This window comes from Rhizobium mongolense USDA 1844 (assembly GCF_000419765.1).
Classification (GTDB): domain Bacteria; phylum Pseudomonadota; class Alphaproteobacteria; order Rhizobiales; family Rhizobiaceae; genus Rhizobium; species Rhizobium mongolense.
Map to the genome: position 1 here is coordinate 20396 of NZ_ATTQ01000020.1, position 21655 is coordinate 42050.

Annotated in this window: 19 protein-coding genes and 1 pseudogene; 11 read left to right on the forward strand and 9 right to left on the reverse strand. The window is 54.2% G+C overall.

Features of this window, described 5'->3' with window-relative positions:
* Positions 1–477: 477 nt before the first annotated feature.
* The 4 genes from A3C3_RS0128610 to A3C3_RS45535 all read right to left on the reverse strand — a co-directional run bounded on the left by A3C3_RS0128610 (position 478) and on the right by A3C3_RS45535 (position 7219).
* On the reverse strand, positions 478–1161 hold the full coding sequence (locus tag A3C3_RS0128610; protein ID WP_022718006.1) for a hypothetical protein: 684 nt from the start codon (positions 1159–1161) through the stop codon (positions 478–480).
* Positions 1154–4099 (reverse strand): VPA1269 family protein, encoded by a 2946-nt coding sequence (locus A3C3_RS0128615; protein WP_022718007.1) that lies wholly within the window; start codon positions 4097–4099, stop codon positions 1154–1156. The genes A3C3_RS0128610 and A3C3_RS0128615 overlap by 8 nt, the downstream gene beginning before the upstream one ends.
* Positions 4090–5484, reverse strand: a complete 1395-nt coding sequence (locus A3C3_RS0128620; RefSeq protein WP_156890799.1) for a hypothetical protein — start codon at positions 5482–5484, stop codon at positions 4090–4092. Before A3C3_RS0128620 ends, A3C3_RS0128615 begins: the two co-directional genes overlap by 10 nt.
* A gap of 1264 nt (positions 5485–6748) precedes the next feature.
* Complete coding sequence (locus A3C3_RS45535) at positions 6749–7219, reverse strand: hypothetical protein (protein ID WP_145611948.1); 471 nt, start codon at positions 7217–7219, stop codon at positions 6749–6751.
* A gap of 147 nt (positions 7220–7366) precedes the next feature.
* Here A3C3_RS45535 and A3C3_RS0128635 point away from each other — a divergent pair, with 147 nt between their 5' ends.
* Positions 7367–8152, forward strand: coding sequence for a metallophosphoesterase (locus tag A3C3_RS0128635; protein WP_312866216.1), 786 nt, complete (start codon positions 7367–7369; stop codon positions 8150–8152).
* 94 nt (positions 8153–8246) lie between these two features.
* Positions 8247–10100 (forward strand): AAA family ATPase, encoded by a 1854-nt coding sequence (locus A3C3_RS39480; RefSeq protein ID WP_167521954.1) that lies wholly within the window; start codon positions 8247–8249, stop codon positions 10098–10100.
* Between the two features lie 123 nt (positions 10101–10223).
* On the opposite strand, the gene A3C3_RS0128645 is transcribed toward A3C3_RS39480, so the two are convergent.
* Complete coding sequence (locus A3C3_RS0128645) at positions 10224–11090, reverse strand: hypothetical protein (protein WP_022718013.1); 867 nt, start codon at positions 11088–11090, stop codon at positions 10224–10226.
* A gap of 139 nt (positions 11091–11229) precedes the next feature.
* Here A3C3_RS0128645 and A3C3_RS45540 point away from each other — a divergent pair.
* Positions 11230–11354, forward strand: a pseudogene (locus tag A3C3_RS45540) (ATP dependent DNA ligase); the annotation flags it as partial.
* Between the two features lie 70 nt (positions 11355–11424).
* Here A3C3_RS45540 and A3C3_RS0128655 read toward each other — a convergent pair.
* Complete coding sequence (locus tag A3C3_RS0128655; RefSeq protein WP_022718015.1) at positions 11425–11727, reverse strand: hypothetical protein; 303 nt, start codon at positions 11725–11727, stop codon at positions 11425–11427.
* The gene (locus tag A3C3_RS0128660; protein ID WP_022718016.1) at positions 11727–12410 is read right to left on the reverse strand and encodes a ParA family protein; all 684 of its coding nucleotides are present in this window, start codon (positions 12408–12410) and stop codon (positions 11727–11729) included. The genes A3C3_RS0128655 and A3C3_RS0128660 overlap by 1 nt, the downstream gene beginning before the upstream one ends.
* A gap of 153 nt (positions 12411–12563) precedes the next feature.
* Between A3C3_RS0128660 and A3C3_RS39485 the strand changes: the two genes are divergently transcribed.
* The 3 genes from A3C3_RS39485 (at position 12564) to A3C3_RS48985 (ending at position 13858) form a co-directional block, all read left to right on the forward strand.
* Positions 12564–12956: a patatin-like phospholipase domain-containing protein gene (locus A3C3_RS39485; RefSeq protein WP_022718017.1), complete on the forward strand. Its 393-nt coding sequence runs from the start codon at positions 12564–12566 to the stop codon at positions 12954–12956.
* Positions 12957–13464: 508 nt separating this feature from the next.
* The gene (locus A3C3_RS48980; RefSeq protein ID WP_483414372.1) at positions 13465–13704 is read left to right on the forward strand and encodes a nucleotidyltransferase-like protein; all 240 of its coding nucleotides are present in this window, start codon (positions 13465–13467) and stop codon (positions 13702–13704) included.
* Positions 13604–13858, forward strand: a complete 255-nt coding sequence (locus A3C3_RS48985; protein WP_483414373.1) for a nucleotidyltransferase-like protein — start codon at positions 13604–13606, stop codon at positions 13856–13858. The genes A3C3_RS48980 and A3C3_RS48985 overlap by 101 nt, the downstream gene beginning before the upstream one ends.
* Positions 13859–13886: 28 nt before the next feature.
* On the opposite strand, the gene A3C3_RS0128680 is transcribed toward A3C3_RS48985, so the two are convergent.
* Entirely contained in the window at positions 13887–14777 is an 891-nt protein-coding gene (locus tag A3C3_RS0128680) for a bacteriophage abortive infection AbiH family protein (protein WP_022718020.1), read from the reverse strand.
* 364 nt (positions 14778–15141) lie between these two features.
* On the opposite strand from A3C3_RS0128680, the gene A3C3_RS0128685 reads away from it, so the two are divergent.
* Together A3C3_RS0128685 and A3C3_RS0128690 are read left to right on the forward strand one after the other, a co-directional pair.
* Positions 15142–15861, forward strand: coding sequence for an HNH endonuclease (locus A3C3_RS0128685; RefSeq protein ID WP_022718021.1), 720 nt, complete (start codon positions 15142–15144; stop codon positions 15859–15861).
* 43 nt (positions 15862–15904) lie between these two features.
* Positions 15905–16561 carry a hypothetical protein gene (locus A3C3_RS0128690; protein ID WP_022718022.1) on the forward strand — a complete coding sequence of 219 codons (657 nt, stop codon included), beginning with the start codon at positions 15905–15907 and terminating at the stop codon, positions 16559–16561.
* A gap of 45 nt (positions 16562–16606) precedes the next feature.
* Here the strand turns inward: A3C3_RS0128690 and A3C3_RS42760 are convergent, their stop codons facing one another.
* Positions 16607–17527: a HEPN domain-containing protein gene (locus A3C3_RS42760; protein ID WP_156890800.1), complete on the reverse strand. Its 921-nt coding sequence runs from the start codon at positions 17525–17527 to the stop codon at positions 16607–16609.
* Between the two features lie 378 nt (positions 17528–17905).
* Between A3C3_RS42760 and A3C3_RS0128700 the strand changes: the two genes are divergently transcribed.
* Genes A3C3_RS0128700 through A3C3_RS0128710 form a run of 3 tightly spaced genes read left to right on the forward strand, consistent with a single transcriptional unit; the run spans position 17906 to position 21404 of the window.
* The gene (locus tag A3C3_RS0128700) at positions 17906–18952 is read left to right on the forward strand and encodes an ABC-three component system protein (RefSeq protein ID WP_145611955.1); all 1047 of its coding nucleotides are present in this window, start codon (positions 17906–17908) and stop codon (positions 18950–18952) included.
* Positions 18949–19437, forward strand: a complete 489-nt coding sequence (locus A3C3_RS39500; protein ID WP_022718025.1) for a three component ABC system middle component — start codon at positions 18949–18951, stop codon at positions 19435–19437. Before A3C3_RS0128700 ends, A3C3_RS39500 begins: the two co-directional genes overlap by 4 nt.
* Before the next feature lie 2 nt (positions 19438–19439).
* The gene (locus A3C3_RS0128710; RefSeq protein WP_022718026.1) at positions 19440–21404 is read left to right on the forward strand and encodes a DUF3732 domain-containing protein; all 1965 of its coding nucleotides are present in this window, start codon (positions 19440–19442) and stop codon (positions 21402–21404) included.
* Positions 21405–21655: the final 251 nt, after the last annotated feature.

Genomic DNA, 21655 nt, shown 5'->3' on the forward strand with positions numbered 1-21655 from the left:
GCGTTGAGGGCTTCCTCGGAATGTTTTGGTGATCCCGGCGCGATTCGAACGCGCGACCCCCAGATTAGGAATCTGATGCTCTTTTTGGGGCATACCAGTTCATACCGGTTTGAAAGGCCCAACAATAAAAGCATCCGCCGACTAGGCGGATTCCGTCTTGGTATACGAGCCGTCGGGGCCAGCGACCCTCAGTCTGGCAGGCCCCGATCGGCACGGATACAGAAGAAGTCGGGCCTATGGCCCGTCAATTTGTCGAGCTTGCGAGACCCTTGGCTTTAGCTTGCTCAATAGGATCGTAACCAGTTCGTTCTCGTTAGTTAGAAGCGAGTGCCGTATGCCGCAGGCAGCTTATTCCGACCTCTGAAGTGCAAATGTAAGGGAAAGGACGCGCTGCTCCGAAAGAATGAAAACCACCGCCACGTGATCTATAATTCAGGGCGTTGGGGGCAGTCTGGCAACTCCCCTGACCTTGTTCGCTCACAGGGACTTGAGCAACTCGTAGACCTCACGGCTCATGACGGTTACGCCGAACCTGGCCTTTCTGCTGATTTTCAGTCCAGTCTCGGTTATTTCCAGAAAGCTGGCCTCACGAGTCAAAGAGTTCACCCACTTCCGAAGCGGTCGGATATCAGCAAACTCTACTCCAGCGGTTGTGCTACGTTCATGGAAGTCGCCAGGATTCGATTCGGGCGTAATGTCCGGCTGCTTGCTCGACAGTCGCGCGCGTAGCTCACAGTTCTCCTGGTAAAGAACCCGGTTCATATCTTCGAGGCATTGAATCTCAGCGTTGATTTGTAGATCGTTGTATCTTCGCGTGGCTTTCCCCGCGAGGATATTCGCCATTCGAATAGCGACCATATCCTTGTGGGCGCTCACCCAGACGGCGATCATGTCGCGATACCAATTAATTAAGGTTCGTGGCGTTATAAACGCCACCCCACCGATTTGCGCATATTTGGCTAAATTCTCAGCGTCGGGCCGTATAAAAGTCTCCTTATCAGAGAGTAGTTTTGTCGATATATCGTGTATGCGCCGATAGTTTTCACGCTTGATCTTCTGCTTGTCGGGCAGCGCTTTGATAATTTGTTCAGACTCTATTATCGCGTCCCTGAGAATTGTCTGATGTCGATCTTCGTGCGTTGTGGTAATTCGCTTAGCCATTAGCTCGGGCCAATCTTTTTTGAAGGTCCCGTTTGAGCGGGATGGGCGAGAGTTGGAGCCCTGCTACAAATATGTCTTCTTGTTGCTCGTGGGTCAGGAGTTGATCTATTGTAGTTGCCCCCTCTTCAACGGCGATCAGGCTCTCGGAGCTAATCTCCGTCAGAAGGCGACGCACTGTGGATTCCGCTGCTTGGGCGATTTGTTCCTTTGACCTCAACTGGATCGATAGTGGCCGATAACCGCATTGCATCATAGCTTCATCGGCGAAGCGCTGTATCGCCAAGGGAACTTCGGGGTCGTACGTGCTTTTATAAATTTGAGCGTTTTTGTGAAGGATAAATGCTAGTTCGATGTCCGAAACTTCGACCCAGTCATCAGATGATGCCGCATCGGCAATCAGAAGTGAGCGCGCTTCTGACGAGGCGGGGATCAGCCTTTCGATCTCGTCATACTGGATTAACCTGCTATGAGCTTCCGCAAGGGTTTTCGACAAGGCTTCCTGCTCTTGGATGATCTCGTCGATAATTACTCTGTTGCGCTCAGCCTGGTCATGCTGCTCGCGGTAACTTTCATCATCTTGGGTAAGTTGCACCAGCTCTAGTTCAAGTTCATCGACCTCGTCGTTGAGTTCGATGATGCGCTCATTCATCCGCCGCAGTTTGTAGAAGAGGTACATCTCTTCCGCCCAGATAGCGTTACGGAATTCTGGACCGGACAAAAGGTGACGGCACAAGAGGCAATTTCCCTTGCCGCCCTCGACGAGCGTTTTTTTCGTTTCTCGATTGCCGTCATCGCAGCGTTGGCCGTTATAAGGGCACACACCAAGGTCCCGACGCTGCCATGAACCCTTGGCTATAAAGGCACTTGACAGTGTTTCAGTTCCGCTGAGGGAGCGCCGTTTCCGTGCTTCCTCAATACTGAGGCCCTTCATTTCGGCAAAAAACTCAACTGCCTCTTGATCGCGGGCCCGGCCCCTGATCGCGTCAAAGTTCTTACTGAGATAATCCGCGCGGAACCTCGCATAGTACAACGACTGGAGCACGGTGGCGTGCCCAGCGAAAAGCCTGCTGACTATCTGTAACGGCATTCCCGCTTGCAGAAGATTGGTAATTCCTGCGGTCCGCATGCCGTGCGATTTGTATCGCGAGCTTTGAACCTGCTTGCCGGTTTTACTCATTTCAACAAATATGTCTGTGTCTTCAGGCAAACAGGTAGCGTTCCAGCGTTTCTGAACCTCCAGCATCAAATCGAGCCAGAAACGATGACATTGAGTGTGCTTTACTGGCGCGCTTTTATGGGTATGTCTTCCAGCCGGCATCCTGAAGAGAGGGAAAACAATCGGAAGAGCGTCGTTTGCGCCTTCTTCGGGGTCGCCGTCATATTCCAGCTGCACGGGACCTGTCACAGGGTTCCATGTCTCCTGCCATATCCGCAGATCAAACAGCATTTGGTGTAGCGCCGCATTCTGCCACGGGACAATATACGGCGCAGAATGTTTGTTGGTATTGAAAAAGAACCCGACGATGCTCGGACTGTTGGTTCGTGCGGCGTATCCCCGGTCCGGCTGTCTGCTATCGTGAGTCGCCCAATAATTTTTGTGCTCACTCGTGCTGGCCATCCATCTCAACTCGCGGCCATTAAATGTTTGCCGGTCCCCCTCTCCGCTGTCCATTCGCCGATATTGCACCACTCGGGCAGGTATTTCGAAGGTGCAGAGATAAAGCACTGGAAGTACCGCTACATATCGCCAAGCCCCTTTGAGTTTTGCTCGGCAGAGCGGATGCTGTCCGGGCCATCCGTCTTCGCCCTCCAGCAGGATTTCTCGGGCGATCTTATAATAACGTGGTGGTAGTGGCAGGCTCACGCTTTCAAAGTGCTTCTTGCCTTTTCCAATCTTTGCAAGCGCGTTCCTATAAGTCAGCGCATCGTTGTCTGGAACGAGAGGTTGGATGCGGTGCGGGTATGCTTGCGGCTGCAGTTCCTTCGCGGAAAATTGAGAGAACGCCCTTAACTGGCTGAACTCGTGGCCTCCGGAAAACTCCGTTCGGCCACTTCCCAGGCGAACGTTGCGGTAGAAGGTGAGGAGACTGTTCTGCCGCTTCTTCAACAAGAACTGAAGAGGATTGCCGGATACGTCCGGGTACTGATTCAAATATCCGATTAAATATTGAAGCGCGCCTTTAGGTTTCTTAGATCGGGGCGGTAAAGATTGACGCCATTTTTCCCAGAGCGCAATCCAAGGTAACAAGTGCTCGGGAGGATTGGCGAGCACTGCGTCAACCCCTGGTACGTGTCGTAACGACGTGCGTTTGGTCATTCCGAGATCGACTATGCTCTGACTGTTCAAGAGCCCACCGATACCTTTGGCGATCTCTTTGAGTATCTTCACATCGGTATAGGAACCATTGGGGCCGCAACGATAGAAAGTGCGCTTGTCGTGGTCATAGTACTGGCTAAGCCAGCTGAGTATGACATCTCCTCCCAAGTCGGAAAATTCTGTCGCGCCGCTGACGCACATTGTCAGACTGGCAATGTACAGCGCGTAGTGCTTCTTGTACCTCGCGACGTTGTCCTTCGTTTTCATGTCCCCATAGATGTTCTCAGGAATTCCTAGCTCTTCGAAAACACGCGAAATGTCTTTCCCGAGAGCGCTTCGCTCCACGAGGTATTCTGCGATATCAAACGGGACATGAAGGCCTTGGGGATCGAATTGGCCCGGGCACATTCGAAGATCGCCCGAGTTATTCATTCCGAGAAGAACGTCAGCGAGCATTTTCATCTCGTTGGATCGCGCTGTAGCTTCGCTATCGTGGCGCTCTAGCCTCTTCCGATAGCTTGTGGGAACATCGACAAGTTCGCTGATAATGGCGTTCATAGCGTCAGCGTCTCGGGAGTGTTTTACATAGGTTTCTCCCCCGGCATTGAGAACTACCGCCATCTCGCGCCGCCTGCGAACGCCGAGTTCGCATATCTTTTCAGCTCCTCTTCGACAGAGCTGAAATAACGGAAATCTTCCACCCAGTCGTCATTCCTAGCTCTCTCGGAAACTTCCTCGGCGATAATGTGAATCTCTTCATCGTCGAGCGCCGTGTAAACTAGCGAGCTTAAAATGCTTACGTGACGCATGAGTTTTCGCACATTCTCAATGCTAGTCTGGGTTGCCCACGCCTTACCACCAAAGTGTCTCACAGCGTGGGGCGTGGTTCCTGCGTATTTCGCAAGGATCACTGAACGCCCGACGATCGTTTCTAGCCGGCCTATTGCCCTCCCCCATGAAGCTCTGAATGCGCTCAACGTGTAAGGGTCTCCAATTCTGATGCCAAGATGTGGGATCGATCGCTGAAAAACGAGCAGGAATGGATGAGGTGGATGGCCCAGCTTACGCCGTTCCTCCATCGCCGGCCCCCTGACCTCGAGAATGTAATGCTTGAAGGATAACCGAACGAAGTCCTCAGTGTTTGGTATCCACTCGATGGTCGACCAGTGATCCGCATTGAGTGCGACCGATTTAAAGCCGGCAAACATCGTTGTTCCCCTGGCCTCATTGCGAGGACGCAACCCATAATATCGACGCGATAGGAGATCACGGCGCGATCCCTCTCCCGGTTCGATGTAGAGACCCGGATGCCTAAGAAACCCATAGAGCTTCCCGGCCTTCGAAATCTGGAGGTCATTCACCCATAAGTGAAAGACCTCAGCGCTCCGTAACGCCCCCAGCAACAGAGTAGCAGCAAATTCCCCCGTTCGGTCGTGCCGTTCGGTGCCATCCTTCTTACGATGAACAACAAATGCCTTGGTCAATATCGGAAAAAGCAAATCTTGAGGCATTCGCTTTGTTGGAGACAGAGAGCGAGGCCTTGCTTTGGTATTTCTGGGAATCAATCCCTCGAGTATTGGATTGGGCTCAATAACCCTCTCGTTGCTCTGCCACCTTCCGCTCCGGCCGCCCTCGCCAGCGTAAGCGACCCGACTCACGTCGGGGGTGTGCGACGATTTCAAAGCCAACTTTATCGAAGCCGCAAAGATTCCAGGGCACTTCTGCACAAATTGATCCATTGCCCAGGGTGCTCTTGGCGACATGACCAAGGCAAACGCATCGAAAGCTTGTGCGAGCCCGTTAACAACCAAATGTGTCCGGGGCAGCCAACCGAGACGTGAGGCATCTCGATTGCCTGGGGCATTGATATCGATGCCATATAGAAGGTGCCGGCAAAAACTGGTGAAGAACAGTGCTACCTCATTTTGCCACCTCAGTCGTTCAGGCTCAATGTTGGCCACCAGGAGATAGTCCCAGATCAGGCCCATTATGGTTGGGGCTTTCATGAGGGTTGGCCCAGAGGAGGCAGACTTTGTCAGCCCAAAATCTGTGATCGGATAGTAAGGACCAAGTGGGCGGTTCTCGGACGACCGCAGATGAAGGAAGGGAAGCTGAACGTCCGGATGTGCGGGGTGACGCTCCCACGCAATCCAATGAAATCTGCCACGAGCTTGATGCCCAGCCAGCGATTGAAATCCCAAGTCAATATTCCCATCAACTGAGGCAGCTCATCGAATGCCCACGGATAGCCGCCCGTCTCCCTCAAGTCTTCGGCGCAAGGTCCAGCGTGGACCGTTGCGGATTGTTCCTATAGGGTCGCATCGACTGGTATATCCGATCAGCGACCCATTTCTGGGATACCTGATTCGATATTGGATTCCAATAGTGAAAAACAGATATGGTATTCGGCAGTAACTCTGACGCAGAGAAGGCGTTTTCAGACACACTCGATGGACTGCGCGAACGGCGACGCGCGCTCGAAGAAGAAATGCGAAGGCGGAATCGAGAGTGGAGGAGTGAGCTAACTCGCCTCGACAGAGCGATATCAGCGCTCGAGTCCCTCTCCGATCGTTCACCCGAAGCGGCAGCGGTAGACAAAGCAAATTCCAGTAAAGACGGAACCTTATCTAAGAAACTGAGAAATTTAGCTATTTCGGAACTATTGACCGCCGATCGTCCGTTAGACAGAAACGAACTTCTCAATCGGATTCTCGAGCGAGGTCTGCAAATTGACAAAAAAGAGCCAGCGAAGTTTCTCACGAGAGTGCTGTGGCGGACGAAGGAGCTTGTGAATGAGGGCGATGGATACTGGATTAAATCCCGTCCAAAGCCCCGCGGGTGACTGCGCTCCTTGTTCGGTTGAGTTATTTGGTGTCTCGAATTCTTTTTTTGGAGTCTTTGATTCAAAATGGAGTCTTCTATTCTGCCCGATAAAGGTGCGATTTAATGAATTGGCGTCTTTATTTGACGATTTGCTTACTCGGTCAAATGCGAGATGAGTTCTTTCGGGGTCCCGGCGCGGAACGACCGGTTTGACGTCTTACTCGCATCCCGGAAAGCTGAACCGGGGAGATGGTCATCCTTGCATACAGCGAAGCCGGGAATATCATTCGAACCAGATCACCTATAGGCAGGATAACCAATCGTGCTGCGTATCAATCGATAACATCGCGGAAGCAGGTAACGACCGCCCCTGGCGCGCTCGTCGCAACGGTTTTGCGTCTGAAGGAATTGCAGCGGGACCGCATAATGGAAGAGCTGCACGGTTATTTAAGCATCGAGCAGTTCGCAAACGCCATAGCCATTGCGTTCATCTGGGTAAACAAGACGTACGCCCGATCTCTCCAGGGCCTCAACTAAATCAGCCATGGTAGGTGGCGATGCATTGCCCCCCTCGGCGCGCACGACAGTACGTCGGTTATGCCGCGATTCCGCGGCAAGCTGTTGCTGGGTCAAGCCTGCCAGTTCTCGTCCTGCCACCAGGACTTGGGAAGGCAGCCGTTCGCTCGGTTTCAGAAAATAGACCCCGAAACCAAGCGCGCCGTCAGGATAGCGTATTCCGACCCCGTTGCGATGTAGGGCACTAACGAGTGCATTTAGGACGGAATGAGAGGCCTGACCTTTTTCTGCCTGAAGGATTGCATGGCGCGTTAATCCCGCGAGCGATGCCATTTCTCGCTGGTTCAAACCAGCAAGAATACGGCCGGCGACGAAGATACGTTTCGGAATAAGCGGACCCATTTCTTGCACCGAAATGGGTCCTGACGCTTGCTGTCAATCTTCCTCAATCTATATCTAGAATTTGTCACTTTTAGTTTGTATAAGCGAATCAAAAGAGACACACGTTAATTCCGCTATGATGTGTTTTGCGAATCACCAGGCGACTCGTTGGCGGCCGTCGGAGGGCGAATGAAGCTTTGGATATTCTCTGATCTTCACCTCGAATTCGATCCTACACCACTTCCTATTCCGGAGGCGGACGTAGCGATTTGCGCTGGTGATATCTCAACCGATGGAATCTTGCCGTCTATCGACTGGCTCTCCCACATAGGCAAACGGATGCCTGTGGTCTTTGTGGCGGGAAACCACGAGTTCTACTATTCAAGCGTCCAGGAAGACCTTGAGAGCGCAAGACGACAGCTCGGCGAGCGACCTTGGCAGAACGTCTACTTCCAAGAAAATTCCGCGGTAGCTATTCAAGGCGTGCGCTTTCTCGGAACAACCCTATGGACTGATTACCGCCTCCTCGGGTCGCCCCAGCCGTCGATGGCACATGCCGAAGACACGATGACGGACTTCAAACGGATCAAATATCGGAAGTTCCCGTATAAACGATTCCGTCCGATCGACGCCTTCAGAATGCATCGCGACGCCATCGCCTATCTAAAGACGACAAAGAATTCCGACTGGGACAAGACGGTCGTCGTAAGCCACCACGCTCCGTCAATGAAGTCGATCCCTGCGGTCTATCGCAACGATCCCGCGACGCCGCACTTCGCGTCCGACTTGGAGGCATTGATCCACGAATTGCGTCCTGAACTTTGGGTTCACGGGCACATTCATGCCCGCGCTGACTACATGATCGGCGGCACCCGCGTTGTTTGTAATCCGCGTGGGTATCCGCAGGAAAACGGCGTCAGCCACTTCGACCCGGGGCTTGTCATCGATGTCTAGGACTTATCGGCCATTCAGGCTCGCGAGATTTCGATCCCTTACCCGTGATGAGTACTTCCTACCTGCGACAGAACTGACGACGGAAACATTCTCCTTGCCATTGCTGGTCGCCTTCTTTGCGGTGGCTCGGGCGATGCGGCCTCTCAAACGCACCTCAAGCCAGCGCGTTACTGTTCTCATCGTTCCCGCTGCACAGATGGACGTCTTCGTCCGTGCGGCGAGGTCCTTCTTTTCTAACGACAGCAAGTCGCGTTACGGGTTCTGCGTTTTGGAGAAGTCGGAGAACACCAAAAATGCGCTTGCTCACCTAAGCGACTTTCCCACCAGAGATTTTCTCTTCATCCACTCTGATGAAATGCTTACTTCGTTCCCGGAAATCCATGTGGTCGGGGACTTTTTCCAGAGAATTTTGATTCCGACCCAAAGTCACTACCGAAGCGCCATCAGGGCGCTCTACGGGATCGAGCCGGGCGAATACGAGCTTGCCCTTGTGGCCCAAACCCCCTGGGACCTACTCGACCGGGTTTTCAGACCTGGTCGCAGCTACCACCTTGCCATTGACAAGCTTAGGCGTTTCGCGAGCGAAATCGGATCGGTAGCAGCGCCATCAGCGGCGGCGAAAGACCACAAGAGCGGTGTCGCAAAGCTTGCCGACTTGCAGGGCTACGGTGCCGCAAAGACTTGGGGACTCGAGCTGGCCCGCGATCTGAAAGACTTCGGGGCTGGCAGAGTTGGATGGTCAGACATCGAGAGTGGTGCGACGATTTCTGGACTGCCCGGGACTGGCAAGACGACCTTCGTGCGGGCATTAGCTCTCGAGGCGGAAGTTCATCTCGTTGAAACTAGCGCTGCGCAATGGCAGTCCATGGGATACCTGAACGATTTGCTCAAAGCTATGCGTGACGCCTTCGCGGAAGCGGCAGAAAAGGCTCCCTCCATTCTGTTCATAGATGAGATCGACTCCTTCGGGTCTCGTAGCAAGCGTGAATCCGACAACGCCCGATACATGCGCATCGCGATCAACGGACTTCTGGAATGCCTCGATCCCCGGAGAAGGGAGGGCGTGGTCGTCATCGGGGCAACCAACGAATGGGATGCGCTTGATCCGGCGATCGTCCGATCGGGGCGCTTAGGGCGAAGGTTGGAGATACCCCTGCCAAGTGCGGAGGATCGGATCGCGATTCTGATACAGATCGCGGACATAGTGCCGACAATCGATGAGGAGGTGGTCTTCTCCGATCTCACTGATGGAATGACGGGCGCTGATATCGAGGAGGTGGTTCGCAAGGCAAGGCGGAAAGCGCGCATCTCCAGCACCCGCTTCACGGTGAGGACGGTGTTATCTTGCTTTCCCCCGATAGTTGTCCTCAGCGAGGCATATCGCCGTTGCGTCGCGGTGCACGAAGCCGGTCATGCTCTGGTCGCTGCGGTTTTGGGCTGTGCAAAAGTAAAATCGGTTTCAGTCCGCAAACATATGCCGGCGGGAGGAAGCGCAAGCCTCGGGGTCACCAGCTACGAGTTTTCAGCGCTGGAGCGAAGAACTCGCGATTTCCACCTCGGCAACATCGCCACGCTCCTTGGAGGTATGGCAGCCGAACGTGTCGTGTACGGCGATCATGCCGACGGTTCAGGCGGCACGCCAAGCTCTGATCTCGCTGAAGCGACCGACATCGCAACTTCCCTGGTGGCCAGCCATGGCATGGGAAGTAGCCTAATTGTCGATCCGGTAGCCGCATTCGGAAACTATCCCGGCATGAGAAATCAAAAACCATATCTGCTCAAGGAGATCGACGACATTCTCACGCAGCAATTGAAACGTGGCGAAGTTATCGTGTTGGAGAACCGGGCAGCACTGGACGCGATGGTCGAGGCTCTCCTCGCGAAGGGCGAGCTTTCGGGGGATGAAGTAGCCACCCTCGTTACGGATGGGATGCCGAGCCATCTGTGATCATCCCACTTTCGCGGTCCACCGGAAGCATCCCCGAGCTGAAGAGAAGCGAAAGTTCTGGAAGCGCACTGAAGTGGGCAGCATGCAAATGAGCGCTCGCAAGAGCCCTGATCCGGGTTCGGATCATTTCCACGATGGCTTAGTCCCCCGCTTTTTCATCTGAAACGTTGCCTCGTTAGCTTTGATGAAGTCGCGAAAAGCGGTCTTGGTCCTTTCGGCGGGAAGATCGAGGTTGAGAGCCTTCGCAATATCGTATGCGTACCTGAACTGATCCCGAGTGGGCTCTACTTCGTTCGGCAGTTCTGCATTCCGGATTTGGATCAAATCTTTCAGAGAAGTCTTCTTTTGTATATTGAGCACCGATGGCCTCACATACAGCTCCTCGGCATACTCCGTCAGCAGACCGTCTGTGGAGTCGTCATCCGAGACCAAAAGCGGGAAATAATCGTCGGAGGTTGAGCCGTATGATTTTGACTGCAACTTAATCGACGGCCAATCGTCAAAGTATCTGACTTCGGGTATGTCCGCCAACTCGTACGCGGCCATCGTGGATGGAAAGAAGAGGCGACCGTATGAGTTGAATATCTTATCGACGCGGAACCAGTATGTTTCCCCTTTAGTCGAATTTTTTGTGTTTATTATGCAAATCCACGTCGGTATATTTGAAACATTCTGGAAATTTTGCAGATGTATTATCTCGCTCCATGAGATATCAATCCACGAAAACTTATCTTCAAATGAATATTCTTCGTCGTTTGGAAGTAATACATCAAATTTCGCCACGCGGTGCTTCAGCTCGTAGTCTTTGACGTCTATCGCAATCGAACCGAATCCATCCAGGAAAGCGAGCAGGTCTGGTCGATGCAGGGGGCGACCTGGATCAGAACGTTTAACACCATCAGCGTGGTGATAGTTTTCTTGGTCGACGTAAATCCAATGACACCTTTGACGTGTGAGCCAATCAGCGACTAGGCCTTCCGAATAATTCATCTGCGTCTCGCGAGTTTGCCTTAACACGCGTCAATGACAGATGGCCGTTAAAGTGAAGTAAGGCGACAACGTCAAATGCCAATCGATTATTGCGGCGGCGGCGTGCGAAACCAAATCAACGTTTCGCAGGAGCGCTGCCTACGACGGCAGACGAAAGAATTTGTCTGGGTACAGCCAACGCTAATCGCGGAAATCGAACGCCGCGCTTGGACGCACGATGAAAAGCTTCGGCACGCCTCCTACAAAGGTCTTCGCGACCTTTAGGACAACGCGGCAGTCTTTCAGGTGAAATAGGAGCGCGACTAATTGTCGGCTCGACCCTTTTTACGCGATGCTAGATTCCCGCCTTCCGCATCATCTCCTCAAGGGCTTGGCCATACGACAGGCCATTCTCATTGCAGTAGATTTTGAGGCGATTGATTACGGATATAGGTGCCCGGATATATGCGGTGTCCGTAGGTTCAGCCAGCTTACGTACTCGGGACAGACGCTCCACGGGTTCGCGGCTGACGAAACCAGCCTTTTCAGCGATGGAATCGGCTGAGATTGGAGGTTCATCCTCGACTGCTGTGGGTCGCGGCTCGAACCCTGATAAATCGAGTTTCGTTTTACCGAAGCCTAGGTCTTTGTTCGCCATTACGCCGCCTCCTTGGCCATTGACTGCCGGAGAAGCTCAAGAACCTCGGCCGTGATATGGATTGCGTTTTCGATAGCTCCCGACAGTCCATTCACCGACGACGGGTTGAGTTCGTAGAGACTGACCCTCTCCATGAACATGGCGTTGTACGCTTCCCGCCGATAGAGGTGGGCCTGCAAGACGGGAACGCGATTGTTCCGTAACTGGTCTGCGATCTCGCGTTCAATTCGGCGGGTAAATGGCGGTGGATTGGTCCGGTTGAAGACCAGCGAGAAATTGAACTTCTTGCCGGTGTCTTCCTCGTTTTCCTTGATTAGGCCAACCGCGCGCGCCGCCTGCTTAGCGTCCAGCGCTGTCCCTGCCAATGGAATGAGGGTCAGATCGCTCCTGATGATCGCACGAGACGCTAGACGACTTGCCGTGCCCTCAAGGTCCACGAACACGAACTGAGCTTCTGACGCAGCGGCGTTGATCTTGTCCCTGATGGTCGTCTCGGTGACATCGCTGATTACCTTGATCGGAAGGCGACTATTGCCCGACCGCCAATCCGAGATCGGTTTGTTGGGATCGGCATCAATGATCGTCACGGACGCACCCTGCTCAGAAAGGGTCGTCGCCAGCGTGAGTATCGTAGTGGACTTCCCAGCGCCGCCCTTTGGATTTGCAGCACAAACAACTGGCATCGAGAAACCCTTTCCGTTGAAGCTCCTATTACCGCTATCAGAAAGCATGCCAAATGCAATCTACAAGCTAGCTGAATGCTATGGAAATGCTTGCTGCTAGCAAGCTTATCGCATATTGCAATCTGACATGATTGCAAGCTGATAGCAGCATGATTGCTTGGATGTAACGGCCAGAAAATCCTCGCTGCGGACGGCGAGTTCTGTGCGAACAATCCCACGCTCTACGCGATCGCGGACGCTACTGAAGCCTTCGGCGTTGCTCGGTCAGACATCCGCGTCGTCAGCGTCGGCGTCGGAGAGTACCCCGCACCCGGACGCTACACCAGCCTTGCCCATTGGGTGGGATACCTCTTCACCGTCCGTCTGCTGCAGAAGGTCTTGGAGATCAATACCAAGTCGATGCATCAACTTCGGAATGTGCTGTTCAAGGACGTCCCAACCGTCAGAACCAGCAAAACGTACAGCGAGCCGGATATGGCTGCCGACCTCTTCGAGTCAGACCTCGATAAGCTCGAATACGAAACTGATCTGAAAGCGTTCTTATGAGGGACAAGATGGCGATTCCGGAGCGTCAACTAGATACATGGTCAAGTCAGCCCTCGTCCGGTCCATCACGGGACACGTACGGGGCGGTAAGGGAGGTTCTGGACGATCGCGCGTCGCCCTTCGCCTGTAAGCGCCGGGATATCTTCCTGCAGGATTCCTACGGAAACGACACCAATGTCGCCAACGACAGCGATGTTGACGTTGTCTCGCTAACGACCCCGCGTCTTTCTACCACGACGCCAGCACCCTTCCACCGGACCAATACGCTGCATTCGGCCGCACTTACGGTGGAGCGGCGGGCTACACCTATCAACACTATAAGGCCGATGTGACCGCTTGGCTGGTCGCAAACTACGGGCCGGGAGTAGTGCCCGGGAAGAAGGCGATCTTCATCCCGGCTGGAAAAAACAGGCGGGACTGCGATGTACTGCCCGCGATGGAGTACCGCTACTATTATCGCTTCGGCACTATCACAGATCAGTCCTACGCAAGCGGCATATGCTTCTTCATGCCCGACGGAACCCAGATCGTAAACTTTCCAAAGCAGCATTCAGAGAACTGCACAGTCAAGCACCAGCAAACCAAGACATGGTTCAAGCACACGGTGCGTTGCTACAAGAACATGCGAAATTACATGATCGACGGGCCTGCTTCAGGAGGGGATGGCTCCGTCGTATTTCATCGAAGGTATGCTCTACAACGCACCCAACGACATGTTCGGAACGAACTTCCAAGACACGATCGTTGAGACCTTCAATTTCCTTGCCGAGGCTGACCGATCGCAATTCAAGTGCGCGAATGGCATACACCCGCTGATCGGTGACTCCCCGGTAACCTGGCGCGCGGCAAATTGCCAAGCATACCTGGCTGCCGTGAAGAAGCTATGGCAAGGGTGGTCGTAGTCGTTTCGAAATCACCACTACCTCGCGGTTACAGGTCACGTAACCTTGCGAATTGTACGAGGTGAGGCGGGACTCCGAACTGGGCAAAGTTCCTCCGCTCATTGGCAGCGTCAATGTAGTAGCTTACGGTCCAACGCGTCGTGTGCGGATTGATATATTCGAGGATTTCAAAAAGATAAGGCGCATCGACCTCCGCCAGTGAATGTCCAAGCACGCTGATCTCGGATACCTCGGCCAAGTCGTTGAAGAACGCCTGATACTGATCGATAATCCGATCTGTAGGCTTGAATGTCTCGGCGAAGTAGTCGTCTATCAGTCTATAACCTCCTGCAATCCTCACGTCCGTATCCTCGTCGATCTGGGTCGCCAACAGTTCAGTAGCCTGCAGCTGCCAACCGTGGCCCAGGATAATCTGTGAGTTGGCCTCGGAAGACCGGCCATGGATGTGAATGATGTTCGCATCGGGCACTCGATAGAGGCTCTGGAGCGTCGGGGTGTAGTTGAATGACAAGAAACGAGCGCTCGGGTCGATGCATCGAACGGGCACGAAACTGCCCGGCAGCGGCATCGGCAACAATCGAATCCATTCGGCAAACCGGGATCGTAACCTGCTAGACAGACCTTCAACGATCTGCTCGATCTCGTATTCGAAGTCGTGGTGCCCTGAGTCGCTCCAGTCGTCGTCACCATAAGAGGCCAGAAAATTCATTGCATATTCGATCACGTTTTCGGAATCGAACGACCCCAGCCGCTCCTCGAAGCAACTCCAGAAATCCTCGTCAACATAGAGGTATTCACGGATAAAGCGGCTGACGGTGGGATCGACGACTTCGAGATACCGGCCGAAATCGGAGTAGCTTGAGGGAATGCCGTGCGCCAGGTCGAAGCCATTCCCGATTATGAACAATCGTCGTCCCATTTGCCCTCCGCCATATCGGCACAGCCTACCTCTGCGGGCGTAAGGAGGTCAAAGGACACAGAATCGCATCGTGATGCCAACTAACAGATAAAAAGGCGGGTCTAGGACAGGCTTTTCGATGTTCTCCTTGCTGTTGATCAGATGCAACGTCGATACCAGTTTCGGCGTCAACCTAGCAAGACAATGGTGTCAGATTGCCGAAGATCGTTGATGGGCAATCGATGACAGTCCTGCGGTGTTCGCCGAGCAACCGAACATTTACCCTTGTGTCGATAGATACCGCTGCTGGTAGAGATGACGAGCAAGCGTACTCTACGTTCGATCAATGGGGCGACCGGTGTCAGAGTGGAACGAGAATAAGTGGATGCGTGAAGCGATTTGGCTCGCGCACAATCAAGCTTGCTTCTACTGCAAGCGCCCTATCCAGTTCGAAGAGGTGGAAATCGATCATTTCATTAAGCGATCTATGTCTGCCGAGGAATTTGCCGAACTGGTTGCCGAAGGTGCGATCAAGACGGACTTTAATCTCGAATCTCTCGAGAATCTTGTTCCCGCATGCCCCCCGCACAACCGTGATAAGGGCGACCTAAGCCTCGACCCCGACTATGTCGCTATAAGGATGCCAAGGATCGCACGAGCGGCAAACAAGGCGCGGCTGGAACTGGATAAATCCCGCAACCATTGGAATATGGAACGCATCTGCCGCGAAATATTCAAGGCCGAAGAATCTGGGAATTTCTCGTTGGATGACGTTGTTGCGCGATCGCGCGCCCAACGCGAACGCTCGCGTATATATGAGCTGCCCGCCCTTCCGGAGTTGATAGACTCCTCCAAACCTCCGCGCCCCGAAATCCTGATTACGAGCAGGGCATCGATCGCGCTCCGCCAAGAACGGATTGCGGTATCGGATTTGGCAAAACGGATCGTGCGCCGTCACGAAGATGCACGCGTCGTTGTTGTCGATGGTATGCGTTTGATCCAATTCCGGCTCCCAGGTCAGTTGCGTATACTGGTGCAAGCCCGAGACGACGTAATGATCATTCACGACGTTATAACCAAGCGTTCGCGATGGAATGATCGCTAGCGAGTGACTGGCGAACCCTGCAGCTACCGACACGGTGCTTTAAATGAATACTTCCGAAGTGCTCGTCCGTCGTGCTCAGGTCGTCAAGGTGCACCTGGACGCTCTCGAACAGCTCTTAGCCAACCCGACGCCGGGAATCTCCGAAGCCATCCGCGCGAGTATATCGCTTCGATTTCTGTTTGATCGAGCGCTTGGCCAAGTCGCGCACGAGTTGGGATACAAGATTACGATCAGAGCGCCGATCGTACAAAACATCCCAGTTGGGGAGGCGTTGCTGTTTGCCTGTGGCGGATACGACTTGGGCCTTGGAGTCGTAAAGCCGCATTACGCCTACCGAGAGCCAGGGCACACAAGTCCTCATCGCCAGCAATTCGAGAGGTTGATGGCGAACTCTCCGAGCGTGCATTCATTCGCGGATGTAAAACTCAAGGCGTTTGAGGAGCAGACTTGTCTAGCCATGCTTGGGCTGCCGGTTACGCGTCATAGTGTCATCCGTTACGTGGCGAATAAATGTGGCGGCGCGCACCATCACGACAATGCTGCCGATTTTGAGGAAATAGAGATGCGGTTAACGCAGGTAGGTCATTCTTTGCGGGTGAACGGAACGGGCCTTTCCGCGGTCTTTCTCGAGACTGTCGGAACGGCATCTCTTCTTTTGGCATCAAGCAGTATCGACGAGCTGCGGAAAGCGTTGACGTAGCGCGGCATAGGACGGATGCGGTTCTGGGCTTGGTGGGCTGCCGTTCTAGAGTGTCGACGCCGCACTTCCTAGAAGTATCTGAATCAAGAACCCGTTGAGGTCCTCATCCGAGGTTTCAAGTGCCTCACGGAACGGGCTTGTATCCTCGATGTAAGCCTCAAACACGGCACGACAGACCCGGTCGATGCCCTTGGAAATCTGCTTGAGTTGAGCCACCTCGTTTGGCTTGAAGGTTGCTCCATGAACCGCCTTGGAGCGGAAGCCATATGCCTGCTTTACAAGCTTATAGGTAGTGATGCGGTCGTCTCCCGGCGGATGAAGTACCGCTGCTACGCGCTCGGACACTTGATGGCTGAGTTCCTGCTGCGACGTCGACACTAGCGCCTCAAGGCCCGAGCAATATTGTGCGATCTTCAAAGCGACGTCAGGAATGCTTCGAGCCGCGCCAATGAAATACTGGAATCGGCTGAAGCGCTCAGAACCCTTCTGGAGCGAGGTAGGCGAGTCATTTTGTCTTATGTAGAGTGGCAGCTGCGGCGTTTGGATGCTACGAGCGATCCGCAATTCCTCAATAGAAAACGGGACTGCTCGGAATGACCCGTCTGCGGAGGAGTTGCGCGACGCCCAAGTATTGGTGTGGACCATGATGCCTCGGTCGGGCGGAGCTGCAATCCACGTTCGATCAAACAGGCTGGCATTATCCTTCACAAGCCAAAGACCAAGTTCCAAGCTTTTCAGTCGAAGCATGTCCTTGATTAGCGCTTTCTCTAGGAATGTGCCGAGATCAACTTCATCGCCCTCCGTGTCACTGGATCGATAGACCACAGCTTTCGCTCGATCCGCCAGATACCTGGCCTCCACACTTCCCAGGGCGTTCCCGAACCGCTCGAGCAGCGCGGTGATGCGCGATCTGTCCCTCGTGATGTAATAGTCATCTGCAAACCGCTCCCCACGGCCCGAGATCATCGGCAACTCGATCTGGTCTAGGCCGCATAGGAACGTTGTTTTCAAGCGCAAGGTTCTGGCTCAATCCGAAAGTGTACAGCAAGGAACGTTAGGCTGTTCTTGCAGAGTCGCGGCACGAATGTCTCCCTTCGCCGGCAAGCGACGGTGTTTGTTCGCAAATTCACTACCACTATTCGAAAACATGTTAGTATTTACAAGTGCATCTTGTGCAACCACTGATCTTAGTTAGCGTGTTTCGGCAACGATTCTGGCCGGGGTGCAATGTCGCTAGACGAATATCCGAAACTCAAGACGTCCGTACCGGGTCAATATCTCGGATATGGCCTTCAGCCGGTTCGCCTTTGCTACTATCTGATGAGTGTTGCTAACGGCTGTCGGGTGTCGCTCGAGCAGCTTGATGACATTGCCATTCATGATGCGTCCGGCGGGCTGATCTTGGAGCAATCGAAAAGCGCGTTATCTGGCAATCCCGCCTCCGACAAATCGGCGGAACTCTGGAAGACACTCGCGAATTGGGCCTCACTTCCAAGCTCGCTTTTTGACGCTACTACCGCGTTCCGGTTCTACGTCACTCCGCTGAAACTCGGTGACCTCGTCCACGCATTGCATGACGCCAACGACCCTGCAAAGGCTGTGGCGCTGCTGAAGAAGTTGAAAACAAAGTCTTTCAGAGGCAAGAAGGGTATCGGCGTCGAACCACTGATAAGCAAATTTCTAGACGCCGGCGAAGAGGCCTGCCTCAAGGTAATACGGCTCTTTGAGTTGCAAAGTGAGGAAGACCCGATCGACGCGATCCGGGAAAAGCTGCTTGTGACCCTTCCGGAAGAAAGTCTGGAACAGTTCTGTGCTGCAGCCATCGGCATGGCAAAGACCGACGTCGAAAGTCTCATCCGGAAAAAGAAGGCACCGATCCTAGACGCCGTGGCGTTTCGACGGAAGCTAAGAGCGTTCATCAGAAAACATGATTTCTCCAAGCTTCTCGTCCCAGCAGCGGACGAGCCCGCGCAAAACCAGATTGCCGATCTCCTCAGCCGCCAGCCGACCTTCGTGCGCCAACTTGCTGCGGTGGAGGCTTCGGAGAACCTCATGACGATGGCAGTTAGCGATTTTCTTCGGGCGATGGCGGACAAAGTCGCTTGGGCGGACAATGGTAGTATTGTCGACAGCAGTCTCGATGAACTCGACCAGTCGCTCATCCGTCATCACGCTATGACTTCCGACGAGCTTTCGGATACTCACGGACATCTCGATCCTCCGCAGCGGGGCAGGCAACTTTATCGCCGGTGCGCTGATCTAAAGATGCCATTGGAGGGCCAGACCCTTCCCAGCTACTTCGTTGCTGGAGAATACAATTGCCTGGCCGACGATCGTAGAGTCGGCTGGCACCCAGATCATCAGACGTTGTTCCCCAAGGGGGCACCATGATGAATGCCCCTCTATCGACGGTGGCGCTGGTCCAAAATCCAGCGCTGGGAGCGCTGCTGCTTTGGCGGTTCGGAAAATCCTATCAGGAAGAGCGGTTGGTCGAACCTGCTCAGTTGCAGGCGTTCTTCGTAGTGCTCCCACTACTGTACCATGCACCCACGCTGAACCGCATCCGCTCGACCTACGAGTCGTCCGGTCTCTCGCAGTTCACAAAAAAACTGAGCGAGGAGCGCGAGCTTCTTATCTCGGTGCAGGAGCGTAGCCTGAAGATGCGCGAACTGACGCTCTCCTCGATAGGAGCGGCAATCTCCAGTGGATTGATGACCCTTTCCTACGACACGGGAAGGCTTCGGAGTAACGAAGCACGTCCCCCGAGACCGCCCGAACGGCTGAAGCACCACGTTGCCGGAGCAGACAAGCTCGGTCGGTGGTTCGGTAGGCTGTCGCTCGATCAGGCCTTCGCACTTTTGTGGGTGGAACCCTAGCCATGCATTTCCAGATTCTAAGTTTGATCCTGTGGCCTAAGGCCGATCATCAGCCCCGTGTCCTGAATTTCGAACGTGGGATGGTGAACGTGATAACGGGCGCGTCCAAGACTGGTAAGTCAGCGGTAATCCCGATCATCGACTACTGCCTGGCGTCAGGTAAATGCAGCATCCCGGTCGGGACGATACGGAAGACGTGCGAATGGTTCGGGATTGTAGTTGATACGCTGGAAGGCAAGAAGCTGTTGGCCCGACGGGAGCCTGGCGAAGCGAAGCAGACTGGAGATATGTATCTCCTCGAAGGCGACGATATCGAAATTCCCTATCGGATCGTGGAAAAGAACACCACGGCGGACATCGTTAAACGGAAACTCGGTGAGCTGTCCGGCCTTTCGCGTCTCCGAATAAATCCCAACGTGGAGGCGGCCTACCAAAGCCGCGTAAGCTTTCGCGATCTCATGGCCTTCAATTTTCAGCCTCAGTACATTGTCGCCAACCCGCTTGCCCTCTATTTCGGGGCTGACACGACCGAACACCGAGAGAAGTTGAAGGCCATCTTCCCCTACGTTCTCGGTGCTCTGACTCCAGAAATGGTAGCGGCGCGATGGGAGATTGACCGACTTCAGCGACTTCTTCGGCAGGCCGAATCCGCTCTTGCCACTGTCAAGAAAGCCGTGCGTGCCTGGCAAGCAGAAACCAGCGGATGGCTTAGACAGGCGCTCGAGCTTGGCCTTCTGCCAAAGGCGACGAAAATTCCCGAGGATGATCCGAACCAAACGATTGACCTCCTGCGCGAGGCGACCCGCGCCGACACCCGAACGTCATTCGCAACCGTGGACTCCATCGATTCATCGCTGCGTCAGCTAGAGGTCTTGCAAAACCGGGAATCGGAAACCGCAGCGAAGCTCTCCGTCCTCCGGCAACACCTCGCAGAGGTGGAACGCCTCGTAGACAGCAGTAGAAAGTATGGCGGCGCAATCCGCATCCAGAAGGACCGACTGGACATCGCGGCTTGGCTCAAGTCCAGAACGGAAGTCGCGGATGATCCGATAGCCGCGTTGGGTGATGGTCGCGAGAAGATTGACGCGCTGGTGCAAGCGCTGGCGGGGATCGAAATCCAGTTACGCACGCAACCGAGCCTGTCCGACACGTTCGACAAGGAACGTCTGCGGATCAGGAAGGACCTCGATGATGCAACGAAAGCCTTGGCCTCCGTTCGCCAAGAGATCACGATCCTCGAACGTCGATCGGGCGAGGTCAGGGAGGCAACGTACCGAAGGGATCGGGTCGAGCGCTTCCTCGGCCGTCTGGAACAGGCGCTTGAGACGTTCGAGCGCGCCGAGGACGGTGGCGCGCAGGCCGAAGAGATCGGCCGGCTGGCGGACTTAATCGACGAGCAGAAAGCCATTTATTCTGAACGGCAGGTCTACCAGCGTACGGACAACGCGCTCCTGTACGTCGCGAAAATTGCCGCCTCGATCCTCCCCAGGCTTGACGGCGAATGGCCGAACGCGCCGATTGAGGTTTTGATCGATGACCTGACTGTCCGCGTCGTACATCCCGACCGCAAGGACTACCTTTGGGAGATCGGTAGTGGCGCGAACTGGCTTGCCTACCACATCGCGGTGACCCTATCGCTCCAGCGTTTCTTCCGTGAGCTTCCGGATCATTGTGTCCCGGGCTTCCTGATTTACGACCAACCGAGCCAAGTCTACTTTCCATCGGGCTTTGACAAACCGGGGCGGGAAGCGCCTGGTCGGACACGCGATCAGGATATTGCCGCAGTGCGAGGAGTATTCGCGGCCATAGCCGACGAGATCGTGTTAGCAAAGGGCCAGCTGCAGGCCATTGTTTTGGACCATGCGGGCGCTGACGTCTGGGGTGAGCTGGTTGGGGTGGTGCCTATCGCCGACTGGCGAGATGGTGACGCCCTCGTCCCAGATTCATGGTTGGTTCCTCCGAGCTAAACCCAAGCCCCAGGCTAAAACTCATTTGATTTTGTTATTTTCGTTAGCCTTCTCAGATTTTCTCTGGGGCTTGGCTCGATCGCCGATGCCGTGGACGATGATCGTCTTCCAGCTCACGTCAACTGTAACAGGTGTTCCACTCCAACGTAGGCCTCCTCGACCTAATCTGTGATCGACTTTCCATGGACGAACAACAGGAGTTTCTCTATGGAAAGTACATTGGATGTGAGCAATGTCGTCTCGCAGTCGGT